Origin of the sequence: Micromonospora sp. DSM 45708, from assembly GCF_039566955.1 — a bacterium.
In the GTDB taxonomy this organism is placed as follows: domain Bacteria; phylum Actinomycetota; class Actinomycetes; order Mycobacteriales; family Micromonosporaceae; genus Micromonospora.
The window spans coordinates 3,187,159-3,212,269 of record NZ_CP154796.1 but is presented as its reverse complement, the minus strand read 5'-3'; the positions used below and the strand labels follow the sequence as shown (position 1 = coordinate 3,212,269).

General features: G+C 76.5%; 2 protein-coding genes. Both read left to right on the top strand.

All coding sequences use genetic code 11. The annotated features are described in order from the left end of the window. Positions 1–40: 40 nt before the first annotated feature. Positions 41–14,110, top strand: a complete 14,070-nt coding sequence (locus tag VKK44_RS14105) for a type I polyketide synthase (RefSeq protein ID WP_343447417.1) — start codon at positions 41–43, stop codon at positions 14,108–14,110. Positions 14,111–14,154: 44 nt separating this feature from the next. Further along, positions 14,155–25,098, top strand: a complete 10,944-nt coding sequence (locus VKK44_RS14100) for a type I polyketide synthase (protein WP_343447416.1) — start codon at positions 14,155–14,157, stop codon at positions 25,096–25,098. Positions 25,099–25,111: the final 13 nt, after the last annotated feature.

Below are 25,111 nucleotides of genomic sequence, written 5' to 3'. Positions count from 1 at the left end.
CCGCGACGACATCGGTACGCCGAGTGAGGGTAGGACCACGGTGAACAGCGAGGACGAGAAGTACGTCGAGTACCTGAAGCGTACGACCTCGGAGCTGCGGCGCACCCGGCGGCGGCTGCGGGCGCTGGAGGCCCGCGACACCGAGCCCGTTGCGGTGGTGGCGATGACCTGCCGCTACCCGGGCGGCGTCGGCTCGCCCGAGCAGCTCTGGGAGTTGGTGCGCGACGGCCGCGACGGAATCGGCCCGTTCCCCGCCGACCGGGGCTGGGACCTCGACCGGCTGTTCCACCCCGACCCGGACCACCCGGGCACCAGCTACGTGCGGGAGGGCGGTTTCGTCTACGACGCCGGGGACTTCGACGCCGACCTGTTCGGCATCAGCCCCCGCGAGGCGGTCGCCATGGACCCGCAGCAGCGGCTGCTGCTGGAGGCGAGCTGGGAGGCGTTCGAACGCGCCGGGCTGCCACTGCCGGCCGTGCGGGGCAGCCGCACCGGCGTGTTCGTCGGCGCCGCCGCGCACGGCTACGACGCGATCCTCGCCCAGTCCGGGCAGGACGGCGAGGGCCACTCGCTCACCGGCAACTCCACCAGCATCGTCTCCGGCCGGATCGCGTACACGCTCGGCCTGGAAGGGCCGGCGGTCACCATCGACACCGCCTGCTCCTCCTCCTCGGTGGCGATCCACCTGGCCGTGCAGGCGCTGCGCAACGCCGACTGCGAACTGGCGCTGGCCGGCGGCGTCACCGTGATGCCCACCCCGGCGGTGTTCGTCGGTTTCAGCCGCCAGCGCGGCCTGGCCGCCGACGGCCGGTGCAAGCCGTTCGCCGCCGCCGCCGACGGCACCGGCTGGTCCGAGGGCGTCGGCATGTTGCTGCTGGCCCGCCTCTCCGACGCCCAGAAGCACGGCTACCCGGTGCTCGCGGTGATCCGGGGCAGCGCGGTCAACCAGGACGGCGCGTCCAACGGGCTGAGCGCCCCGCACGGCCCGTCCCAGGTGCGGGTGATCCGGCAGGCGCTGGCCAACGCCCGGCTCACCCCCGAGCAGGTCGACGTGGTGGAGGCGCACGGCACCGGCACCACGCTGGGTGACCCGATCGAGGCGCAGGCGCTGCTCGCCACGTACGGGCAGGAGCGGGAGACGCCGCTGCTGCTCGGCTCCGTGAAGTCGAACCTGGGCCACACCCAGGCCGCCGCCGGGGTGGCCGGCGTGATCAAGATGGTGCTGGCCGTCCGGCACGGCGTCGTCCCGCCCACGCTGCACGTCGACGCGCCCTCGCCGCACATCGACTGGACCGCCGGCGCGGTCACGCTCGCCACCGAGGCGACGCCGTGGCCGGCCACCGACCGGCCGCGCCGCGCCGCGGTGTCCTCGTTCGGCGTGTCCGGCACCAACGCGCACACCATCATCGAGCAGGCGCCCGAGCCGGAACCGGCCGAGGACGAGCCCACCCCGACCGCCCGGCCGGTGGTGCCGGTGCTGCTCTCCGCCCGGTCCGCCGACGCGCTCGCCGCCCAGGCCGGTCGCTGGGCGGCCTGGCTCGCCGCCGCGCCCGACACCCGCCCGCTCGACGTCGCGTACTCCTCGGTGGTGTCCCGGTCCGTGCTCGACCACCGGGCGGTGGTCGCCGCCGCCGGCCCGGACGACCTGGTCGCCGCGTTGCGCGCGCTCGCCGCCGGTGAGCCGGCCGGCACCGTGCTCACCGGCGCCGGCACGCCCCGGGGCCAGCTCGCGGTGCTCTTCTCCGGGCAGGGCGCGCAACGCGCCGGCATGGGCCGCGAGCTGTACGCGCAGTTCCCGGTCTTCGCCGCCGCGCTCGACGAGGTCTGCGCCTACCTGGACCGGGCGCTGCCCCGGCCGCTGAAGGAGGTGCTGTTCGACGACGGTGACCTGCTGGACCAGACCCAGTTCACCCAGGCCGGCCTGTTCGCGGTCGAGGTGGCGCTGTTCCGACTCGTCGAGTCGTTCGGCCTGACCCCCGACCTGGTCGGCGGCCACTCCATCGGCGAGGTCACCGCCGCGCACGTGGCCGGCGTGCTGACGCTGGAGCACGCCGCCGCGCTGGTCGCCGCGCGCGGCCGGCTCATGCAGGCGCTGCCGGCCGGCGGCGCGATGCTCGCCGTGGCCGCGCCCGAGGCCGACGTGCGCGCCACGCTGACCGACCCGGACGAGCCGGTCGACGTCGCCGCCGTCAACGGCCCGGCCGCCGTGGTGCTCTCCGGCACGGCGGACGCCGTGGACCGGCTGGAGCAGCTCTGGCGGGACCGGGGCGTCCGCACCCGCCGGCTGACCGTCAGCCACGCGTTCCACAGCCCGCTGATGGAGCCGGTGCTGGCGCGTTTCCGGGCGGTGCTGGAGCGGCTGACGTTCGCCGCGCCGACGCTGCCGGTGGTGTCCAACGTGACCGGCGAGCTGGCCGACCCGGACGAGATCCGCACCGCCGACTACTGGGTGCGGCACGTCCGGGAGGCGGTCCGCCACGCCGACGGCGTGCACGCGCTGCGCGCCGCCGGCGCCGACACGTTCCTGGAGCTCGGCCCCCGCGCCGTGCTCACCCCGCTGACCGCCGACATCCTGCCCGGCGAGCCGGTCCGTGCCGTCGCCGCGCAACGCGGCGACCGTCCCGAGGTCGAGGCGCTGCTGGCCGCGCTGGCCGAGCTGCACGTGCACGGCCACCCGGTCACCTGGACCGGGTGGTTCGCCGGCACCGGCGCGCGCCGGACCGACCTGCCCACCTACGCGTTCCAGCGCGAGCGCTACTGGGCCGGCGACGGCGTGGCCCGGCCGGAGAGCCGCGCCGACGGCGCGGACGGCGACTTCTGGGCCGCCGTGGAACGCGGCGACCTGCCGGCCGTGGCGTCCGAACTGGCCGTGCAGGACGACCCGGACGCGGTGGCCGCGCTCGGCCCGGCCGTGCCGGTGCTGTCGTCGTGGCGGCGCGCCCGGCAGCGCGACGCGGTGCTCGACGGCTGGTCGTACCGGGTCGAGTGGGAGGCGGTCCGTCCCGCGCCCGCCCCGACGCTGACCGGCCGCTGGCTGGTGGTCGCCGTCGACGACCCGGCGCCCTGGGCCGCCCCGCTCGCGGTGGCCGGCGCCGACGTCGACGTGCTCACCGTGCCCGCCGACACCGATCGCGCCGACCTGGCCGCACTGCTGCGCGACCACGACGAGGCGGGCTGGCGGGGCGTGCTCTGTGTGCTGCCCGGCCCGGACGCGCCGCGACCCGACGCGCCCGCCGTACCGGCCGGGACCGCGCTGCTGCTCACGCTGGTGCAGGCGCTCGCCGACACCGGCCGGGCCGGCCGGCTCTGGTGCGTCACCCGGGGCGCGGTCTCGGTGGGCGGCGGCGAACCGCTCACCGACCCGTACACGGCGGCTGCCTGGGGGCTCGGCCGGACGGTCGCGCTGGAACAACCCGACCGTTGGGGCGGCCTCGTCGACCTGCCCGCCGACGCCACGCCGGAGCGGATCGACGCCGACGCGCTGCGTGCGGTGCTCGCCGACGGCGGCCACGACGAGGTGGCCGTCCGGCCGCACGGCACGTTCGGCCGTCGGCTCGTCCCCGCCGCCGTCCCCGCCGGCCCCGGCTGGCGGCCGGCCGGCACGGTGCTGGTCACCGGCGGCACCGGCGCGCTCGGCCGGCAGGTCACGCGGTGGCTGCTCGCCGCCGGTGCGACCGAGGTGGTGCTCGCCTCCCGGCGCGGCCCCGACGCGCCCGGCACCGCCGAGCTGGTCGCCGAGCTGCCCGGCGCCCGGGTGGTGCGCTGCGACGTCACCGACCCCGCCGCCGTCACCGCGCTGGTCGCCGGCCTGCCCGCGCTGACCGCCGTGGTGCACGCCGCCGGCATCGTCGACGACGGCATCATCGACGGCCTCGACCTGGCGCGGCTGGATGCCGTGCTGGACGGCAAGGTCCGCGCCGCCCGGGTGCTGCACGACGCCACCGCCGACCGCCGACTCGACGCGTTCGTGCTCTTCTCCTCGCTCGCCGGCGTGATCGGCAGCGCCGGGCAGGGCAACTACGCGGCGGCCAACGCCTTCCTGGACGCGTTCGCCGCGTGGCGCCGCGACCTCGGGCTGCCGGCCACCGCGATCGCCTGGGGCGCCTGGGCCGCCGACGGCATGGCCGCCGCCAGCGTCGAGCTGACCGCGCGGCTGACCCGGGGCGGCGTCAACCCGCTCCCCGCCGAGCAGGCCGCCGCCGCGCTCGGCCGGATCGTCGGCGCCGGACAACCGACGCTCACCGTCGCCGACGTCGACTGGGCGCGCCTCGCCGCCGCGCGCGGCCGGCCCACGCCGCTGTTCGCCGGCCTGCCCGGTGTGCCCACCGGACCCGCCCGGGTGGCCCCGGCGTTGGTGGTCGGCCGGTCCCTGCCGCAGCTCACCGAGCTGGTCCGCACCCAGGCCGCCCTGGTGCTCGGCCACCCGGCCGGCCGGCCGCTGCCCGACCGCACGTTCCGCGACCTGGGCTTCGACTCGCTCACCGCGGTCGAGCTGCGCAACCGGCTCGCCGCCGAGACCGGCATGACGCTGCCCGCCACGCTCGTCTTCGACCACCCCACGGTCGCCGAACTCGCCGCGCACCTGCACGGCCGCGGCGACGACCACACCGGCGGCGCGGTCGTCGCCGCCGACGTCGACAGGCACCGCGAACCCGTCGCCATCGTGGCGATGAGCTGCCGGTTCCCCGGCGGCGTGGCCTCCCCGGAACAGCTCTGGGAGCTGGTCGCCGGCGGGACCGACGCGTTGTCGCCGATGCCCGAGGAACGCGGCTGGAACGTCGCCGAGCTGTACCACCCCGACCCCGAGCACCTCGGCACCAGCTACGTGCGGGAGGGCGGCTTCGTCGACTCCGCCGGCGAGTTCGACCCGGCGTTCTTCGGCATCAGCCCGCGTGAGGCGCTGGCGATGGACCCGCAGCAGCGGCTGCTGCTGGAGGCGAGCTGGGAGGCGTTCGAACGGGCCCGGCTCGACCCGGCCGCGCTGCGCGGCAGCCGCACCGGCGTGTACGTCGGCACCAACGGGCAGGACTACGGCTCGCTGCTGCTGGCCTCCGGGGACGGCGACGAGAACTACCTCGCCACCGGCGTCTCCGCCAGCGTCATCTCCGGCCGGCTCGCGTACACCTTCGGGTTGCACGGCCCGGCCGTCACGGTCGACACCGCCTGCTCCGCGTCGCTGGTCGCGTTGCACCTCGCCGCGCAGGCGTTGCAGGCGGGGGAGTGCGACCTCGCGCTCGCCGGCGGCGCCACGGTGATGGCCACGCCCGGCATCTTCGTCGGTTTCTCCCGGCAGCGCGGCCTGGCCGCCGACGGGCGCTGCAAGCCGTTCGCCGGGGCCGCCGACGGCACCGGCTGGGGTGAGGGTGTCGGCCTGCTGGTGCTCCAGCGGCTCTCCGACGCCCGCCGGGACGGCAACCCGGTCCTGGCCGTGGTGCGCGGCAGCGCGGTCAACTCCGACGGCGCGTCCAACGGGCTCACCGCCCCCAACGGGCCGGCCCAGCAGCGCGTCATCCGGCAGGCCCTCGCGAACGCCGGGCTCGCCCCCGACCAGGTCGACGCCGTCGAGGCGCACGGCACCGGCACCACGCTCGGCGACCCGATCGAGGCGCAGGCGCTGATCGCCACATACGGGCAGGCCCGGGACGCCGACCGGCCGCTCTGGCTCGGCTCCGTCAAGTCGAACCTGGGCCACACCCAGGCCGCGGCCGGCGTCGCCGGCGTGATCAAGATGGTGCTCGCGTTGCGGCACGGCGTGCTGCCGCCCACCCTGCACGTCGACGAGCCCACCCCGCACGTCGACTGGTCCGCCGGCACGGTCGCGCTGCTCACCGAGGCCCGCCCCTGGCCGGCCGGCGACCGGCCCCGCCGGGCCGGCGTCTCCTCGTTCGGCATCAGCGGCACCAACGTGCACACCATCCTGGAGCAGGCGCCGCCGCCGGAACCGACGCCGGACGACGACGCCGGGCCGGCCGGGGAGCTGCCCTGGGCGCTGTCCGGGCGGAGCGCCGCCGCGCTCGCCGCCCGCGCCCGCGACCTGCGGGCGCACCTCGACGCCGTGCCGGACGCCGCGCTGCCCGACCTGGCCTGGTCGCTGGCCACCACCCGCAGCGCCCACGAGCACCGCGCGGTGGTGCTCGCCGCCGACCGCGACGGCCTGACCGCCGCGCTGGGCGCGCTCGCCGACGGCCGTCCCGCGCCGGACACCGTCACCCGCGCCCCCGGTACGCCGGGCGACGTGGTCTTCGTCTTCCCCGGCCAGGGGTCGCAGTGGACCGGCATGGCCGCCGAGCTGCTCGACACCGCCCCGGTGTTCGCGGAGACGTTCGCCGCCTGCGCGGCGGCGCTGCGCCCGCACGTCGACTGGTCACTGACCGACGTGGTGCGTGGCGTGCCCGGCGCGCCGTCGCTGGACCGGGTCGACGTGGTGCAGCCGGCGCTGTTCGCGGTCGGCGTGTCCCTGGCCGCGCTGTGGCGCTCCTACGGCGTGCACCCCTCGGCCGTGGTCGGCCACTCCCAGGGCGAGATCGCCGCCGCGTACGTCGCCGGTGGGCTCAGCCTGGAGGACGCCGCCGCCGTGGTGGCCCTGCGCAGCCGGATCATCGTCGGCATCGCCGGCGACGGCGGCATGGTCTCCGTCGCCACCACCGCCGACGAGGTGACCGCGACGATCAGCCGCTGGGACGGCCGCGTCTCGCTCGCCGCGATCAACGGTCCGACCGCCGTGGTGGTCTCCGGCGACTCCGCCGCGCTGGACGAGCTGGTCGCGCACTACCAGGGGCGGGACGTGCGGGTGCGCCGGGTGCCGGTGGACTACGCGTCGCACTCCGCGCACGTCGAACCGCTGCGGGAGCGGCTGCGCGAGTTGCTCGCCGGCCTGCGCCCGCGTACCGGCGGCATCCGTTTCCGGTCCACCGTGACCGGCGACTGGACCGACACCGCCGGCCTGGACGCCGACTACTGGTACCGCAACCTGCGGCAGACGGTCGGCTTCGACGCCGCCGTCCGGGATCTCGCCGCCACCGGCCACCAGACGTTCGTGGAGGTCAGCGCGCACCCCGTGCTCACCATGGCGATGCAGGAGAGCGTCGAGTCGGCCGCCGCCGACCAGGCCTCGGTCACCGTGACCGGCACGCTGCGCCGCGACGAGGGCGGCCTGGCCCGGTTCCACCGCGCGGTCGCCGAGGTGTACGCCGGTGGCGCCGCCGTCGACTGGCGGCCCGCGTTCGCCGGCCGCCCCACCCGCCGGCTCGACCTGCCCACGTACCCGTTCCAGCGGCAGCTCTACTGGCCGCGCCCGGCCGCCGCCGCGACCGCCCCGGCCGCGACCGGCACGGTCGAGGTGGACGAGGTCGACGCCCGGTTCTGGGCGGCCGTCGAGGCCGAGGACCCGGCCGCGGTCGGCGCCGAGCTGGCCAACGTCGCCGAGGTGTCCGAGGACGCCCTCACCGCGCTGCTGCCGGCGCTCGCCGCCTGGCGTCGCCGCCACCGCGACCAGGCCACCATCGACTCGTGGCGCTACCGCGACGGGTGGCTTCCGGTCGCCCCCGACGGCTCCGCCGCGCCGGCCCTCACCGGCGCCTGGTGGCTGGTCACCGACGCCGACGGCGCGGACGCCGCGACCGGCTTCGTGGCGGACGCGTTGCGTCGGCACGGCGCCACCGTCGTCGAGATCGCGCTGACCGGCGCGCCCGACCGGGCCGCGCTCACCGACCGGCTGCGTGACACGCACCGGGACACGCCACCCACCGGCGTGGTCACGCTCCTGCCGTACGACGAGACGCCGCTGCCCGGCCACCCGCACGTGCCGGCCGGGTTCGCCGGCACCGTCACGCTCACCCAGGCGCTCGGCGACGCCGGCGTCCGCGCGCCGCTGTGGACGCTCACCCGGGACGCGGTCTCCACCGGTCCCGGCGACCCGCTGACCCACCCGACGCAGCAGCTCGCCTGGGGCTTCGGCCGAATCGCCGCGCTGGAACACCCGGACCGCTGGGGTGGCCTGATCGACCTGCCGGACACCCCGGACGACCGCACCGCCGGCCGGCTCGCCCGCGTCCTCGCCGGCGCCGACGGGGAGGACCAGGTCGCGCTGCGCCCCACCGGCGCGTACGGGCGGCGGCTGCTGCGCGCCCCACTCGGTGACACCCCCGCGCCGCGCGACTGGCGGCCCACCGGCACCGCGCTGGTCACCGGCGGCACCGGCGCGCTCGGCGGGCACGTGGCCCGCTGGCTCGCCGCCAACGGCGCCGACCACCTGGTGCTGCTGAGCCGGCGCGGCCGGTCCGGCGACGGCGTCGCCGAGCTGGAGGCCGAGCTCACCGCGCTGGGCGCGCGGGTCACGGTGGCGGCCTGCGACGCCGCCGACCGGGACGCGCTCGCCGCCGTGCTGGCCGACGTGCCCGCCGAGCATCCCCTCACCACCGTCGTGCACACCGCCGCCGTGCTGGACGACGCGGTGATCGGCGCGCTCACCCTCGACCAGCTCGACCACGCGCTCGGCGCCAAGGTCACCGCCGCGGTCAACCTGCACGAGCTGACCCGCGACCTCGACCTCGACGCGTTCGTGCTGTTCTCCGCGATGGCCGGCACCGTGGGCAGTTCCGGCGTCGGCAACTACGCGCCCGGCAACGCCTACCTCAACGCGCTGGCCGAACACCGGCGCGGCCTCGGCCTGCCGGCCACCTCGATCGCCTGGGGCGCCTGGGGCGGCGGCGGCATGGCCGACGGCGAGTTCGGCCGGATGCTGCACCGGCACGGCGCGCCCGAGATGCCGCCCCGGCTCGCGATCGCCGCGCTGCACCAGGCGCTCGCCCACGACGAGTCGTTCCTGACCATCTCCAACATCGCCTGGGACCGGTTCCGGATCGCGCTCACCGCCACCCGCCCGGCCCCGCTGATCGCCGAGATCCCCGAGGTGCGGCGGCTCGCCGCCGAACGGGAACCGGAGGAGACCGCCGAGGTCGAGCCGACCGGCGCGTTCGCCCGGATGGCGTCCGCGCAGCGCCGGCAGGCGCTGCTCGACCTGGTCCGCGACCAGGCGGCCACGGTCCTGAAGTACGACGGCGGCCAGGCCGTCGACCCGCACCACGCGTTCCGGGACCTCGGCTTCGACTCGGTCACCGCGGTCGAGCTGCGCAACCGGCTCGGTACCGCCACCGGGCTGCGGCTGCCCGTCACGCTGGTCTTCGACTACCCGACCGCCACCGTGCTGGCCCGGCACCTCGACGAGGAGCTGGGCGGCGGCGCCGGGACCGAGGCGGTCGCCGGCCCCGCGCCGCTCGCCGACGACGAGCCGGTCGCGGTCGTCGCCATGTCCTGCCGGTTCCCGGGCGGCGTCACCGACCCCGAGCGGTTCTGGCAGTTGCTGCACGCCGGTCGGGACGCCGTCTCGGACCTGCCCGGCGACCGCGGCTGGGACGTCGACCGGCTCTACGACCCCGACCCCTACTCCGCCGGCACCTCCTACGTCCGCACCGGCGCGTTCCTCTACGACGTGGCCGACTTCGACGCCGGCTTCTTCGGCATCTCACCGCGCGAGGCCGTGGCCATGGACCCGCAGCAGCGCCTGTTGCTGGAGACGTCGTGGGAGGCGATCGAGCGGGCAGGGGTTGACCCGGGTGGCTTGCGGGGTTCACGAACAGGGGTGTTCGTCGGCACGAACGGACAGGACTATGGGGCCCTGTTGATGGTGTCCGCGGACGAGGTCGAAGGGTTCGCGAGCACCGGGAACGCGGCGAGCGTGGTCTCGGGGCGGGTGGCGTACGTGTTGGGGTTGGAAGGACCTGCGGTCTCGGTGGACACGGCGTGTTCGTCGTCCCTGGTCGCGCTGCACCTGGCGGCTGCCGCGCTGCAACGCGGCGAGTGCGACCTGGCGCTCGCGGGCGGCGTGACCGTCATGTCGACGCCCGGGCTGTTCGTCGAGTTCTCCCGCCAGCGTGGCCTCGCCCCGGACGGGCGGTGCAAGGCGTTCGCCGCCGCCGCAGACGGCACCGGATGGGGGGAGGGCGTCGGGATGCTCCTGGTCGAACGGCTCTCCGACGCCCGCCGCAACGGGCACCCGGTGCTCGCCGTGCTGCGCGGCAGCGCGGTCAACCAGGACGGCGCGTCCAACGGGCTGACCGCCCCGAACGGCCCCTCCCAGCAGCGGGTCATCCGGGCGGCGCTGGCCGCCGCGCGGTTGTCCCCGGCCGACGTGGACGTGGTGGAGGCGCACGGCACCGGCACCACCCTCGGTGACCCGATCGAGGCGCAGGCGCTCATCGCCACGTACGGGCAGGGCCGCGCCGACGTCGAACCGCTGCTGCTCGGCTCCGTGAAGTCGAACATCGGCCACACCCAGGCCGCGGCCGGCGTCGCCGGCGTGATCAAGATGATCCTCGCCATGCGGGCCGGGGTCGTCCCGATGACGCTGCACGTGGACGCGCCCTCGCCGCACATCGACTGGTCGGCCGGCGCGGTGGAGTTGGTCACCGAGAACCGGCCCTGGCCGGGCAGCGGGTCCGGCCGCCGGGCGGCGGTGTCGTCGTTCGGCATCTCCGGCACCAACGCGCACGTCATCCTCGAACTGCCCGACGAGGCGTCCACCGAGGCGGACACCGCGCGGCCCGGCCTGCTCGACGCCGCCGTCACCGCCTGGCCGGTGTCGGCGCGGACCCGCGACGGGCTCGCCCGGCAGGCCGCGCGGCTGTCCCGGCACCTGCGCGACGATCCGGCCGACCCCGCCGTGGTGGCCTGGTCGCTGGCCACCACCCGGTCCGCGTTCGACAAGCGGGCGGTGGTGCTCGGCTCCTCGGCCGATGAACTGCTGTCCGGTCTGGACGCGCTCGCGTCCGGCGCGCCCGCCGGCAACCTGGTGACCGGTGCGGTGGCCGCGCACGGCGCCGGTCCGGTGTTCGTGTTCCCGGGTCAGGGTGCGCAGTCGGCGCGGATGGCGGCGGGTCTGGTGGGCCGGATGCCGGTGTTCGACGCGGCGCTGGCCGAGTGTCAGGCGGCGCTCTCTCCCCACCTCGACGTGGCCATCGTGGACGTGCTGACCGGCGACGACGAGTCCTGGTTGGAGCGCGTCGAGGTGGTGCAGTCGGTCCTGTGGGCCGTCGGCGTCGCCCTCGCCGCCGTGTGGCGGCACGTCGGGGTCACGCCGCAGGCGGTGGTCGGGCACTCGCAGGGTGAGATCGGCGCGGCGTGCGTGGCGGGGATTCTGTCCCTCGACGACGCGGCGCGGACGGTGGCGTTGCGGTCGCGGGCGCTGTCCGCGTTGCGGGGTACCGGCACGATGGCGTCGGTCGACCTGTCGGCCGACGAGGTGACCGCCCGGCTGGACGCCGACGCCGGGCCGGCCGGATCACGGTTCGCGGGTGTCGGGGTGGCGGCGGTCAACGGCCCGGCGACGGTGGTTGTCTCCGGTCCGCCGCAGGCGGTCGCGGACCTGGTGGAGTCCTGTCAGGCCGACGGCATCCGGGCCCGGTTGATCCCGGTGGACTACGCCTCGCACTCGCCGTCGGTGGAGGAGGTGGCGCAGCGACTGCGTACCGACCTGGCCGGCGTGACGCCGCGGGCCGGGCACACCCGGCTGGTGTCGACGTTGACCGGGGACTGGGTGGACCCGGCGACGATGACGGCCGACTACTGGTACGACAACCTGCGCCGCACGGTCCGCTTCGACACCGCTGTCCGGACCGCCATCGAGGCGGGGCACAGCACGTTCGTGGAGATCTCGCCGCATCCGGTGTTGACGATGCCGGTCACGGCGATCCTGGACGACACCGGTACCGCCGGGCACACGTTGTCGACGTTGCGTCGGGGTGAGGACGACCCGACCCGCCTGTTGACCAACCTGGCCACGGCGTACAGCATCGGCCTGCCGGTCGACCTGACCGCCGTCCTCGCCGAGACGGACACGGTCGCGCTGCCCACCTACGCGTTCGACCGGGCCCGCTACTGGCCACGCACCACCGCCGACGCGCCCGCCGCCGGGGAGACCCCGACCGGCGTCGACGCCGCCTTCTGGGCCGCCGTCGACAACGAGGACCTCGCGGCGCTCGCCGACCTCACCGCCGCCGACGCCGCCGAATCCCTCGACCGGCTCGGCGCGGCGCTGCCGCTGCTCGCCGACTGGCGTCGCCGGCAACGCGACCGGTCCACGCTCGACGACCTGCGCTACCGCGCCGTCTGGCAGCCGTACGGCGGAATTCCGGCCGGGTACCTCACCGGCGTCTGGTGGGTCGTCGCCGACGAGGCCGGCACCGCCGAGGCGGCGACGGCGGTGGCCGAACTGACCCGGCGCGGCGCGGACGCCCGGCTGGTGCTGCTGCCCGCCGACGCCACCGACCGCGCCGCCGTCGCCGCCCGGCTCACCGCAGCCGGCCCCGACCCGGCCGACCGGGTGCTCTCCCTGCTCGCGCTCGCCGACGGCCCGGTCGACGCCACCGAGCCGGTGCCGCCGTTCCTGGCCCGCTCGCTCGCCCTGATCCAGGCGCTCGGCGACCTCGACGTGGCCGCGCCGCTGTGGTGCCTCACCCGGGGCGCCGCCGGCACCACCCGCGACGGCGGCGTCGGCCGGCCCGAACAGGCCCTGCTCTGGGGCCTCGGCCGCGTCGTCGCGCTGGAACACCCGGAACGCTGGGGCGGCCTGGTCGACGTGCCGGCCACGCTCGACGACCACGGCTGGGACCTGCTCTGCGCCGCCCTCACCGGCCCCGACGGGGAGGACCAGCTCGCCGTCGACGGCGTCACGCTGCTGGTCCGCCGGCTCGTCCGGGCACCCGGCGGCGGCGTCGACCCCGCACCCGACCACTCCGGCACCACGCTGGTCACCGGCGGCACCGGCGCGCTCGGCGGGCAGGTGGCCCGCTGGCTCGCCGACCGGGGCGCGGCGCACCTGCTGCTGGTCAGCCGGCGCGGCGCCGACGCGCCCGGCGCCGCCGACCTGGTCCGGGACCTCACCGACCGGGGTGCCCGGGTCACGGTCGCCGCCTGCGACGTGGCCGACCGGGCCGCGCTCGCCAAGCTGCTCGACGAGGTGCCCGCCGACGCGCCGCTGACCGGCGTCGTGCACACCGCCGGCATCCTCGACGACGGGGTGCTCGACGGTCTCACCGCCGACCGGATCGCCGACGTGCTGCGACCCAAGGTGCTCGGCGCGCTGCACCTGCACGAGCTGACCGCCGAGCAGGACCTGCGCGCCTTCGTGCTCTTCTCCGCGCTGCCCGGCCAGCTCGGCGCCGCCGGGCAGGGCAGCTACGCCGCCGCGAACGCCTACCTGGACGCGTTGGCCGAGCAGCGGCACCGGCGGGGCCTGCCGGCCACCTCCGTCGCCTGGGGACCCTGGGCCACCGGCGGCATGGCCGACGCCGACCCCGCCGTCGCGGAACGCCGCCGGCGCAGCGGCGTCGCCCGGCTCGACAGCGAACTCGCACTCGCCGCGCTCGCCGGCTGCCTCGCCCGCCGCGAACCGGTCACCCTGGTCGCCGGCATCGACTGGGCCCGGTACGTGCCCGGCTTCACCGCGGTCCGGCCCAGCCCGCTGCTCACCGGCATCCCGGAGGCCCGCCGCGCCACCGCCGAACGCGCCGACGACGCCGGCCCCACCGCCGAGTCGCTCGCCACCCTGCTCGCCGGGCAGAGCGAGGCGGAACGGCGCAAGACGCTGCTGGACCTGGTCCGGAGCCAGGCCGCGGCGGTGCTCGGACACGCCTCGGACGCCGCCGTCGAACCCGACCGGGCGTTCCGGGACCTCGGCTTCGACTCGCTGACCGCGGTGGAGCTGCGCAACCGGCTCACCGCCGCCACCGGCGTCCGGCTGCCCGCCACCGTGGTGTTCGACTACCCGACCGCCGCGCTGCTCGCCGAGTACGTCCGCGCCGCCGTCGTGGACGGGGGAGTGACCACCGCCGCGCCGGTCTTCGGCGAGCTGGAGCGGCTGGAGGCGGCACTGTCCGGCGCCGCCCCCGACCGTGGCGCGCGGCTGCGGATCACCGAACGGCTCCGGACGCTGCTGGCCTCGCTCAACGAGGTGGACGCCCCGGCGGACGGCGACGGCGTCGCCGGGAAGCTCCAGGACGCCACCCCGGACGAGGTCTTCGACTTCATCGACCGCGAGCTGGGGGTGTCCTGACGTGACGACTGCCGGCTCGGGGCAACACAGGGAATGGGCGGACCATGGCTGACGAGGCGAAGCTTCTCGACTACCTCAAGCGGGTCACCGCCGACCTGCACCAGGTGCGGCAGCGGCTGCGCGAGGTGGAGGCCGGCGAGCAGGAGCCGGTCGCGATCGTCGGCATGAGCTGCCGCTTCCCCGGCGGCATCCGCACCCCGGAACAGCTCTGGGAGGTGGTGGCGTCCGGCCGGGACGTGATGACCGAGTTCCCCACCGACCGGGGCTGGGACCTCGACGCGCTGCACGCCGGCGACCCCGAGGACGCCGGCACCTCGTACGCGCGCCACGGCGGCTTCGTCACCGACCTCGCCGACTTCGACCCCGGCTTCTTCGCCATCTCGCCGCGCGAGGCGCTCGCCATGGACCCGCAGCAGCGGTGGCTGCTGGAGACCACCTGGGAGGTTTTCGAGCGGGCCGGGATCGACCCGCACACGCTGCGCGGCAGCCGTACCGGCGTGTTCGCCGGCAGCACCGGCCAGGACTACGGCACCGTGCTGATGACCGCCGCCGCGCAGGGCCTGGAAGGTCACCTGATGACCGGCAACGCCGGCAGCGTGGTGTCCGGCCGGATCGCCTACACGTTCGGTCTGGAAGGGCCCGCGGTCACCGTCGACACCGCCTGCTCGTCGTCGCTGGTGGCGATGCACCTGGCCGGGCAGGCGCTGCGGCAGCGGGAGTGCACGCTCGCCGTCGTCGCCGGCGTCACCGCCATGTGTACGCCGGGCGCGTTCGTGGAGTTCTCCCGCCAGCGCGGGCTGGCCGCCGACGGCCGGTGCAAGGCGTTCGCCGCCGCCGCGGACGGCACCGGCTGGTCCGAGGGCGTCGGCGTGCTGCTGCTGGAACGCGTCTCCGACGCCCGCCGCAACGGCCACCCGATCCTCGCCGTGCTGCGCGGCAGCGCGGTCAACCAGGACGGGGCCTCGAACGGGCTCAGCGCTCCGAACGGCCCGTCCCAGCAGCGGGTGATCCAGCAGGCCCTGGCCAACGCCGGGCTCGCCGCCGGCGGCGTGGACGTGGTGGAGGCGCACGGCACCGGCACCCGGCTCGGCGACCCGATCGAGGCGCAGGCGCTGCTGGCCACGTACGGGCAGGACCGGGGCGACGCCGCGCCACTGCTGCTCGGCTCCGTCAAGTCGAACCTCGGGCACACGCAGGCCGCGGCCGGCGTCGCCGGGGTGATCAAGATGGTGCAGGCGATGCGCCACGGGCTCGTCCCGCCCACGCTGCACGTGGACGCGCCGACGCCACAGGTCGACTGGGACACCGGCGCGGTCGAGCTGGTCACCGAGGCGACCCCGTGGCCGGCGGTGGACCGGCCCCGCCGCTCGGCGATCTCCTCGTTCGGCGTCTCCGGCACCAACGCGCACACCATCCTCGAGCAGGCGCCGCCGGAGGAGCCCGCCCCGGCCGACGCCGCGCCGGCGCGCACCCGTGCGGTCGTACCGGTGCTGGTGTCCGCCCGCGACGACGCCGCGCTCGCCGACCAGGCCGGCCGCTGGGCCGCGCGGCTGGCCGCCGACCCGGCCTCGACCGCGCTCGACGTGGCGTTCTCGTCGGCCACCGCGCGGGCGGCCCTGGACCGGCGGGCCGTGCTGGCCGCCACCGACCGCGACGACCTGCTCGCCGGCCTGCGGGCGCTCGCGGCGGGAACGCCGACGGCCACCACGTCGACAGGCGTGGCCGGCGACCGGCAGGGCCTGGCGGTGCTGTTCTCCGGGCAGGGCGCGCAGCGCGCCGGCATGGGCGCGGAGCTGTACGACGTGTTCCCGGTGTTCGCGTCCGCGTTGGACGAGGTGTGCGCGCACCTGGACCCGCTGCTGCCGCAGCCGCTGAGGCCGGTGTTGTTCGGCGACGGTGACCTGCTGGACCGCACCGAGTTCACGCAGCCCGGCCTGTTCGCGGTCGAGGTGGCGCTGTTCCGCCTCGTGGAGTCGTTCGGGGTCAGCCCGAACTTCGTGGGTGGACATTCGGTCGGTGAGATCACCGCCGCGTACGTGGCCGGCGTGCTGTCGCTGGCCGACGCGTGCGCCCTCGTCGCGGCGCGGGGCCGGTTGATGCAGGCGTTGCCGGCCGGGGGCGGGATGCTTGCGGTCGCCGCGCCGGAGGCCGAGGTGGCCGCGGCGGTCGCGGACCACGCGGACGTGGGGATCGCGGCGGTCAACGGCCCGTCCTCGGTGGTGGTGTCCGGGCCGGTCGACGCGCTGGACGACATCGAGCGCGCCTGGCGGAACCGGGGTGTCCGGGTACGCCGCCTGACGGTGTCGCACGCGTTCCACAGTCCGCTGATGGAACCGATGCTGGCCGGGTTCCGGGCCGTCCTCGACGGGTTGACGTTCGCCGCACCGCTGCTGCCGGTGGTGTCGAACGTGACCGGCGCGCTCGCCGGAGATGAGATCACCACCGTCGACTACTGGGTGCGGCACGTGCGGGAGGCGGTGCGGTTCGCCGACGGCGTGAGCGCGTTGCGGGCGGCCGGGGCGGACACGTTCCTGGAGATCGGTCCGCAGAGCGTGTTGACCGCGCTGGCCGCGGAGATCCTGCCCGACGACGACACGGTGGTGGCGACCGCCGTGCAGCGCCGGGACCGGGACGAGAGCGACGCGTTGTTGGCCGGGCTGGCGGAGTTGCACGTGCACGGCGTCCGCGTCGACTGGACGCCCTGGTTCGCCGGCACCGGCGCCGCCCGCGTCGACCTGCCCACGTACGCGTTCCAGCGCCAGCGCTACTGGCCGGAGGCCGGCGGCGGCTGGACCGGCGACGTCACCGCGGTCGGCCTGCGCCCCGCCCGGCACCCGCTGCTCGGCGCCGCGGTCGGCGTGGCCCACGCCGAGGGCTTCCTGTTCACCGGCCGGCTGTCCCGGCGTACCCACCCGTGGATCGCCGACCACGTCGTCTTCGACACCGTGCTGCTGCCCGGCACCGGCTTCGTGGAACTCGCGCTCCAGGCCGGCGCGCACGTCGGCGCCGACCACGTCCGCGAACTGACCCTCGAAGCGCCGCTGATCCTGCCCGAGAGCGGCGGCGTCGACATCCAGCTCTGGATCGGCCCGGCCGACGAGACCGGCTGCCGGTCCGTGTCGCTGCACTCCGCGCCCGACCACGACCGGCCCGGCGACGAGCAGAGCGACCGCGAGCCCGCCGACGGGGACCACCGCGCCTGGACCCGCAACGCCAGCGGCGTCCTCGCCGACCGGCCGGCGCAACCCGGCGTACCCGGCTGGTCCGACCTGGCCGCCTGGCCGCCGCCGGACGCCACCGAGGTGCCCACCGGCGACCTGTACCCGCACCTCGCCGCGCAGGGCTACGACTACGGCCCGTCGTTCATCGCGCTGCGGGCCGCCTGGCGGCGCGGCGACGACCTCTTCGCGGACCTGACGCTGCCCGAGACACCGGCCGCCGAGGCCGGCGGCTACGGCGTGCACCCGGCGCTGCTCGACGCCGCGCTGCACACGCTCGGCCTCACCAGCGCCGCCGGTGAGTCGACCGGCCCCGGCCTGCCCCCCGGCCACGGCCGGCTGCCGTTCTCCTGGAACGACATCGCGCTGCACGCTGCCGGCGCCGCCGCCGCCCGGGTCCGGGTCCGGCACACCGGCCCGGACAGCGTCTCGCTGCTCCTCGCCGGCGTCGACGGCGCCCCGATCGCCTCGGTCGGCTCGCTGGTCCTGCGGCCGGTCACCGCCGACCAGCTCCGCACCGCAGGCGGCGGCGGACCCGAGTCGCTGTACCGGATCGACTGGACCCCGCTCCCGCTGCCCAGCGGACCGGCCGCCGGCACGTGGGCGGTGCTCGACACCGACCCCGCGCTCGCCGACGCGGTGGCCGCCACCGGGACGGCCGTCACCGCGTACCCCGATCTCGCGGCGCTGACCGGCGCGCTGGACGACGGCGCCGACGCGCCCGGCGTGCTGGTCGCGTCGTTCCTCGACCCGCGCGGTGAGCACGACGTGCCCCGCCGGGTGGCCGAGGTGACCCACCGGGCGCTCGACGTGCTCCAGCGGTTCCTCGCCGACGACCGTTACGAGGCCACCCGGCTGGTCGTGCTCACCCGCGGCGCGGTCGCCACCGGCCCGGACGCCGACCTCACCGACCTGACCGGCGCCGCCGTCATCGGCCTGGTGCGCTCCGCCCAGTCCGAGAACCCGGGCCGGTTCGTGCTCGTCGACGTGGACGACCCGGCGAGCGCCGCCGCCGCGCTGGTGCCGGCGCTGGACACCGACGAACCGCAGCTCGCCATCCGCGCCGGTGTCGCGGCCGGCGCCCGGCTCGCCCGGGTGCCCGCGCCCGCCGGGCCGGCCGACGCGGCGTTCGACGCCGACGGCACCGTGCTGATCACCGGCGCCACCGGCACGCTCGGCCAGCTCATGAGCCGGCACCTGGTGACCCGGCACGGCGTGCGGCACCTGGTGCTCACCAGCCGGCGCGGCCGGGACGCCGCCGGCATCCCGGAACTCTGCGACGAGCTGACCGCGCTCGGCGCCACCGTCACGGTCGCCGCCTGCGACGTCGCCGACCGCGACGCGGTCGCCGCGCTGCTCGCCGGCCTCCCCGCCGACCACCCGCTCACCGCCGTGATCCACGCCGCCGGGGTACGCGACGACGGCGTCATCTCCTCGCTCACCCCGGAGCGGGTCGACGGCGTGCTGCGTCCCAAGGTCGACGCCGCCTGGCACCTGCACGAGCTGACCGCCGACCTCGGCCTCACCGCGTTCGTCTCGTACTCCTCGCTCGCGGCCACCGCCGGTGGCCCGGGCCAGGGCAACTACGCCGCCGCCAACGCGTTCCTCGACGGGCTGGCCCACCACCGCCGCGCCCGCGGTCTCGCCGCGCTCACCCTGGCCTGGGGCCTCTGGGCCGACCGCAGCGGCATGACCACCGAACTGGACGACGTCCACCTCAACCGCATCTCCCGCTCCGGCGTGTCCGCCATGGAGGCGGAGGAGGGGCTGGCGCTCTTCGACGCCGCCTGCCGCGTCCCGGCCGCCGCGCTGGTGCCGGCCCGACTCGACCTGGCCGCCATGCGGGCCCAGTTCGCCGGCGTCGTCCCGCCGCTGTACCGGGCGCTGATCCGCGCCGGCCGGGGCACCGCCGCCGCGCCGGCCACCGGGGCGTCGCTGGTGCAGCAGCTCGCCGCGCTCGACGACACCGACCGGCGGGCCGCGCTGCTGGAGATCGTCCGGGGGCAGGCCGCCGCCGTGCTCGGCTACCCCGACCCGGCCGCCGTCGACCCGCGCCGCGCGTTCAGCGACCTCGGCTTCGACTCGCTCACCGCCGTCGAGATGCGCAACCGGCTCGGCAACGCGTTCGGCCTGCGGCTGCCCGCCACGCTGGTCTTCGACTACCCGAGCCCGCAGGAACTCGCCGCCCACCTGGACACCGGCATCGCCGGCACCCCGGTCCCGGCCCGCCCGTCGACTGCTCCGGTCACCATCGGCGACGACGAGCCGCTGGCCATCATCGGCATGGCCTGCCGGCTGCCCGGCGGCGTGTCCAGCCCGGACGACCTGTGGCGGCTCGTCGCCGACGGCGTCGACGCGATCACCGACCTGCCCGGCGACCGGGGCTGGGACCTGGACACGCTCTACAGCCCGGACCCGGACGCCGCCGGCACGTTCTACGCCCGCGGCGGCGGCTTCCTCGCCGACGTCGACCGCTTCGACCCCGGCTTCTTCGGCATCAGCCCGCGCGAGGCGCTCGCCATGGACCCGCAGCAGCGGCTGCTGCTGGAGACCACCTGGGAGACGTTCGAGTCCGCCGGCATCGACCCGACCGGGGTACGCGGCAGCAGCACCGGCGTGTTCGTCGGCACCAGCGGCCAGGACTACGGCTCGCTGCTCGCGTTCGCGCCGGAGGAAACCTCCGGGTACGCGCTCACCGGCATGACCAGCAGCGTCATCTCCGGCCGGGTCGCCTACACGTACGGGCTGGAGGGGCCGGCCGTCTCGCTCGACACCGCCTGCTCGTCCTCGCTGGTCGCGCTGCACTGGGCCGGGCAGGCGCTGCGCCGCGGCGAGTGCGACATGGCGCTCGCCGGCGGCGTCATCGTGATGGCCACCCCGACCGCGTTCGTCGAGTTCTCCCGGCAGCGCGGCCTGGCCGCCGACGGCCGGTGCAAGTCGTTCGCCGCCGCCGCCGACGGCACCGGCTGGTCCGAGGGCGTCGGCCTGCTGCTGGTGCAGCGCCTCTCCGACGCCCGGCGGCAGGGCCGGCACGTGCTCGCGATCGTGCGGGGCAGCGCGGTCAACTCCGACGGCGCGTCCAACGGGCTCACCGCCCCGAACGGCCCGTCGCAGCAGCGGGTCATCCGGGCGGCGTTGGCCGCCGCGCGGCTCGGCCCGGCCGACGTGGACGTGGTGGAGGCGCACGGCACCGGCACCACGCTCGGTGACCCGATCGAGGCGCAGGCGCTGCTGGCCACGTACGGCCAGGACCGGCCCGCGGGCCGGCCGCTGCTGCTCGGCTCGATCAAGTCGAACATCGGCCACGCCCAGGCCGCCGCCGGCGTCGCCGGCGTGATCAAGATGGTGCAGGCCATGCGGCACGGCACCGTGCCCCGCACGCTGCACGTGGACGAACCGTCCCCGCACATCGACTGGGACGCCGGCGCGGTGGAGCTGGCCACCGAGGCGCGGCCCTGGCCGGCGGGCGACCGCCCGCGCCGGGCGGCGGTGTCGTCGTTCGGCATCTCCGGCACCAACGCGCACGTCATCGTGGAACAGGGCGACGAACCGGCCGCCCCGGCCGCGACCGGCGCCGGGCTGCTGGACGCCGCCGCGACGGTGTGGGCGGTGTCCGCCCGGTCCCGCGCCGCGCTGGCCGGGCAGGCCACCCGCCTGGCCGACCACGTCCGCTCGCTCGGCGACGTGGACGCCGCCACGGTCGCCTGGTCGCTGATCTCCACCCGGTCGGCGTTCGACCAGCGGGCCGCCGTGGTCGGCTCGTCGGTCGAGGAGCTGCTGTCCGGCCTGGACGCGCTCGCCGCCGGGTCGCCGTCGCCGCACCTGGTCACCGGCACGGCCGCCGCCACCGCCGGTCCGGTGTTCGTGTTTCCCGGTCAGGGCGCGCAGTCGGCGCGGATGGCGGCGGGTCTGGTGGGCCGGACGCCGGTGTTCGACGCGGCGCTGGCCGAGTGTCAGGCGGCGCTCTCTCCCCACCTCGACGTGGCCATCGTGGACGTGCTGACCGGCGACGACGAGTCCTGGTTGGAGCGCGTCGAGGTGGTGCAGCCGGTCCTGTGGGCCGTCGGCGTCGCCCTCGCCGCCGTGTGGCGGCACGTCGGGGTCACGCCGCAGGCGGTGGTCGGGCACTCGCAGGGTGAGATCGGCGCGGCGTGTGTGGCGGGGATTCTGTCCCTGGACGACGCGGCGCGGACGGTGGCGTTGCGGTCGCGGGCGCTGTCCGCGTTGCGGGGCACGGGCACGATGGCGTCGGTCGACCTGTCGGCCGACGAGGTGACGGCCCGGTTGGGCGGCTTCGAGGGTGTCGGGGTGGCGGCGGTGAACGGCCCGGCGACGGTGGTTGTCTCCGGTCCGCCGCAGGCGGTCGCGGATCTGGTGGAGTCCTGTCAGGCCGAGGGTGTGCGTGCCCGGTTGATCCCGGTGGACTACGCGTCGCACTCGCCGTCGGTGGAGGAGGTGGCGCAGCGACTGCGTACCGACCTGGCCGGCGTGACGCCGAAGGCGGGTCACACCCGGCTGGTGTCGACGTTGACCGGTGACTGGGTGGACCCGGCGACGATGACGGCGGACTACTGGTACGACAACCTGCGTCGCACGGTCCGCTTCGACACCGCTGTCCGGACCGCCATCGAGGCGGGGCACAGCACGTTCGTGGAGATCTCGCCGCATCCGGTGTTGACGATGCCGGTCACGGCGGTCCTGGACGACACCGGTACCGCCGGGCACACGCTGTCGACGTTGCGTCGGGGTGAGGACGACCCGACCCGCCTGTTGACCAACCTGGCCACCGCGCACAGCATCGGCCTGCCGGTCGACCTCACCCGCGTGCTGGCCGGGACGGACACCGTCGCGCTGCCCACCTACGCGTTCGAGCAGCAGCGGTTCTGGCTCGACCCGCCCGTCCACCGGGCCCAGGACGTCGCCTCCGCCGGCCTCCAGGACGCCGGCCACCCGCTGCTCAGCGCCGCCGTCACGTTCCCCGACAGCGAACGGCTGGTCTTCACCGGGCGGCTCTCCGTGCGCACCCACCCGTGGCTCGGCGAGCACCGCGTGATGAACGCGATCCTGCTGCCCGGCACCGCCTTCGTCGAACTGGCCGCGCACGCCGGCGAGCAGGCCGGCGCGCCGGTGGTCGAGGAACTCACCCTGCTCGCCCCGCTCGTGCTGCCCGAACTCGGGTCGCTCCAGATCCAGCTCACCGTCGGCGAGCGCGACGACACCGGCCGCCGCCCGGTGCAACTGCACTCCCGCCCGTACCGGGACGGCTCCGACGAGATCCTCGCGGACGTGGCCTGGACCTGCCACGCCACCGGCCTGCTCGCCCCGCGCGGCGCCGAACCGCCCGCGTTCGACCTCGGCGTGTGGCCGCCGCCCGGCGCCACCCCGGTCGCCTCCGACTCCTTCTACGCCGGCATCGAGTCCACCGTCTTCGGCTACGGCCCGGTCTTCCGGGGCCTGCGCGCCGCCTGGACCCGGGGCGACGAGGTCTTCGCCGAGGTGGCGCTCCCCGCCGACCACCACGCCGAGGCCGGCCGGTTCGGGCTCCACCCGGCGCTGCTCGACGGCGCGCTCCAGGCCATGTCCATCGGCGGTTTCCTCGGCCGGATGGGCGACGGCGCCGACGCCAGCGCGCCCCGGCTGCCGTTCGCCTGGACCGGCGTCACGCTGCTCGCCGCCGGAGCCACCGCGCTACGGGTCCGCGTCGCCGCGGCCGGCGACGTCGGCGTCTCGTTCCAGGTCGCCGACGCCACCGGCGCCCCGGTCCTGCACGCCGACTCGCTGATCATGCGCCGGGTCACCGGCGACGCGCTCGGCGCGGCCCGCTCCGGCCGGCACGAGTCGCTGTTCCAGGTGGACTGGCCGGTGCTGCCGGTGACCGCCGGACCGTCGCCGGCCGCCACCGGATGGGTGGTGCTCGGCGACGACCTCGCGCTCAACGCCGCCGCCGAGGCCGCCGGCGCCCGGGTCCGCCCCGACCTCGCCCCGGAATCCTTCGCCGAGTTGCTCGCCGGCGGGGAACCCGCACCCGGGGCGCTGATCGTGCCGGTCGGCGGCACCGGGGACGGCGCCGGCCCCGAGCTGGCCGCGCAGGCCCGCGCCACCACCCACCGCCTGCTCGGCACGCTCCAGGCCTGGCTCGCCGACGACCGGTTCGCCGACACCCGGCTGGTGCTGGTCACCCGCGGTGCCGTCGCCACCGGCGACCCGGCCACGGTCGACCTGCGGTCCGCGCCCACCTGGGGACTCGTCCGCACCGCGCAGCTCGAACACCCCGACCGGATCCAGCTCGTCGACCTGGACGCCGACCCGGCCGGCGCCGCGCTGCTCGCCGCCGCGATCGGCACCGGCGAACCGCAGCTCGCCGTGCACGCCGGCCAGGTACGCGCCCCGCGCCTGGCCCGCGTACCGGCCGGGCTGGAGCCCCGGCCCGGCGGCGTCGACCCGGACGGCACCGTGCTGATCACCGGCGGCACCGGCGTGCTGGGTCGACTGCTGGCCCGCCACCTCGCCACCACCCACGGCATGCGGCACCTGCTGCTCGCCGGGCGGCGCGGCGCGACCGCCGACGGCATCGACGACCTGGTCACCGAGCTGGCCGGCGTCGGCACCGAGGTCACGGTCGCCGCCTGCGACGCCGCCGACCCGGATGCGCTCGCCGCGCTGCTCGACGGCATCCCCGCCGCCCATCCGCTCACCGCCGTGGTGCACGCCGCCGGTGTGCTCGACGACGGCGTGCTGGAGTCGCTCACCCCGGACCGCATCGACGCGGTCAGCATCCCCAAGATCGACGCGGCGTGGCACCTGCACCGGCTCGCCGCCGGGCGCGACCTCGGCGCGTTCGTGCTGTTCTCCTCCGCCGCCGCCACGCTCGGCAGCGCCGGCCAGGCCAACTACGGCGCGGCCAACGCGTTCCTCGACGCGCTCGCCGCGCACCGGCGGGCCCAGGGCCTGCCCGGCATCTCGCTGGCCTGGGGCCTCTGGGAGCAGGCCAGCGGCATGACCGGCCACCTGGCCGACGCCGACGTGCGGCGGATGGCCGAGCAGGGCGCCGCAGGGCTGGCCACCGAGCAGGCGCTGCACCTGTTCGACGCCGCCTGGCGGCTGGACACCGCCGCCGTCGTACCGATGCGGTTGGACGTGGCGGCGCTGCGCGGCCAGGCCGAGGCCGGCGTGCTCGCGCCGCTGCTGCGCGGCCTGGTCCGGGTGCCGCTGCGGCGCTCGGTCGACGCCGGGGGCGCCGGCACCGGCGGCGTGCCGCTCGCCCAGCGGCTCGCCGGCCTGGCCGACCCGGAGCGACGCAAGGTGCTGCTCGACGTGGTCCGGGCGAACGTGGCCGCCGTGCTCGGCCACGCCGGGCCGGAAGCCGTCGACCCCGGCCGCCTCTTCACCGACCTGGGCTTCGACTCACTGACCGCGGTCGACCTGCGCAACCGGCTCAACACGCTGTCCGGACTGCGGTTGCCCGCCACGCTGGTCTTCGACTACCCGACGCCGCACGCCCTCGCCGAGAAGCTCGCCGGTGAGATCGCCGCCGACGCGGCGCCCTCCACCCAGCCGCTGTTCCAGGGCATCGACGCGGTCGAGTCGCTGCTCACCACGCTGGCGCTCGACCCGGCGACCCGGGACCGGTTCGCCACCCGGATGCGTGACCTGCTCGCCAAGGCCACCGACCTCGCCGGCCCGGCCGACGAGCCGGAGCGGCCCGACCTCGACGCGGCCAGCGACGACGAGATCTTCGACTTCATCAGCAAAGAGTTTGGAATCTCCTGACATGACCGAACCG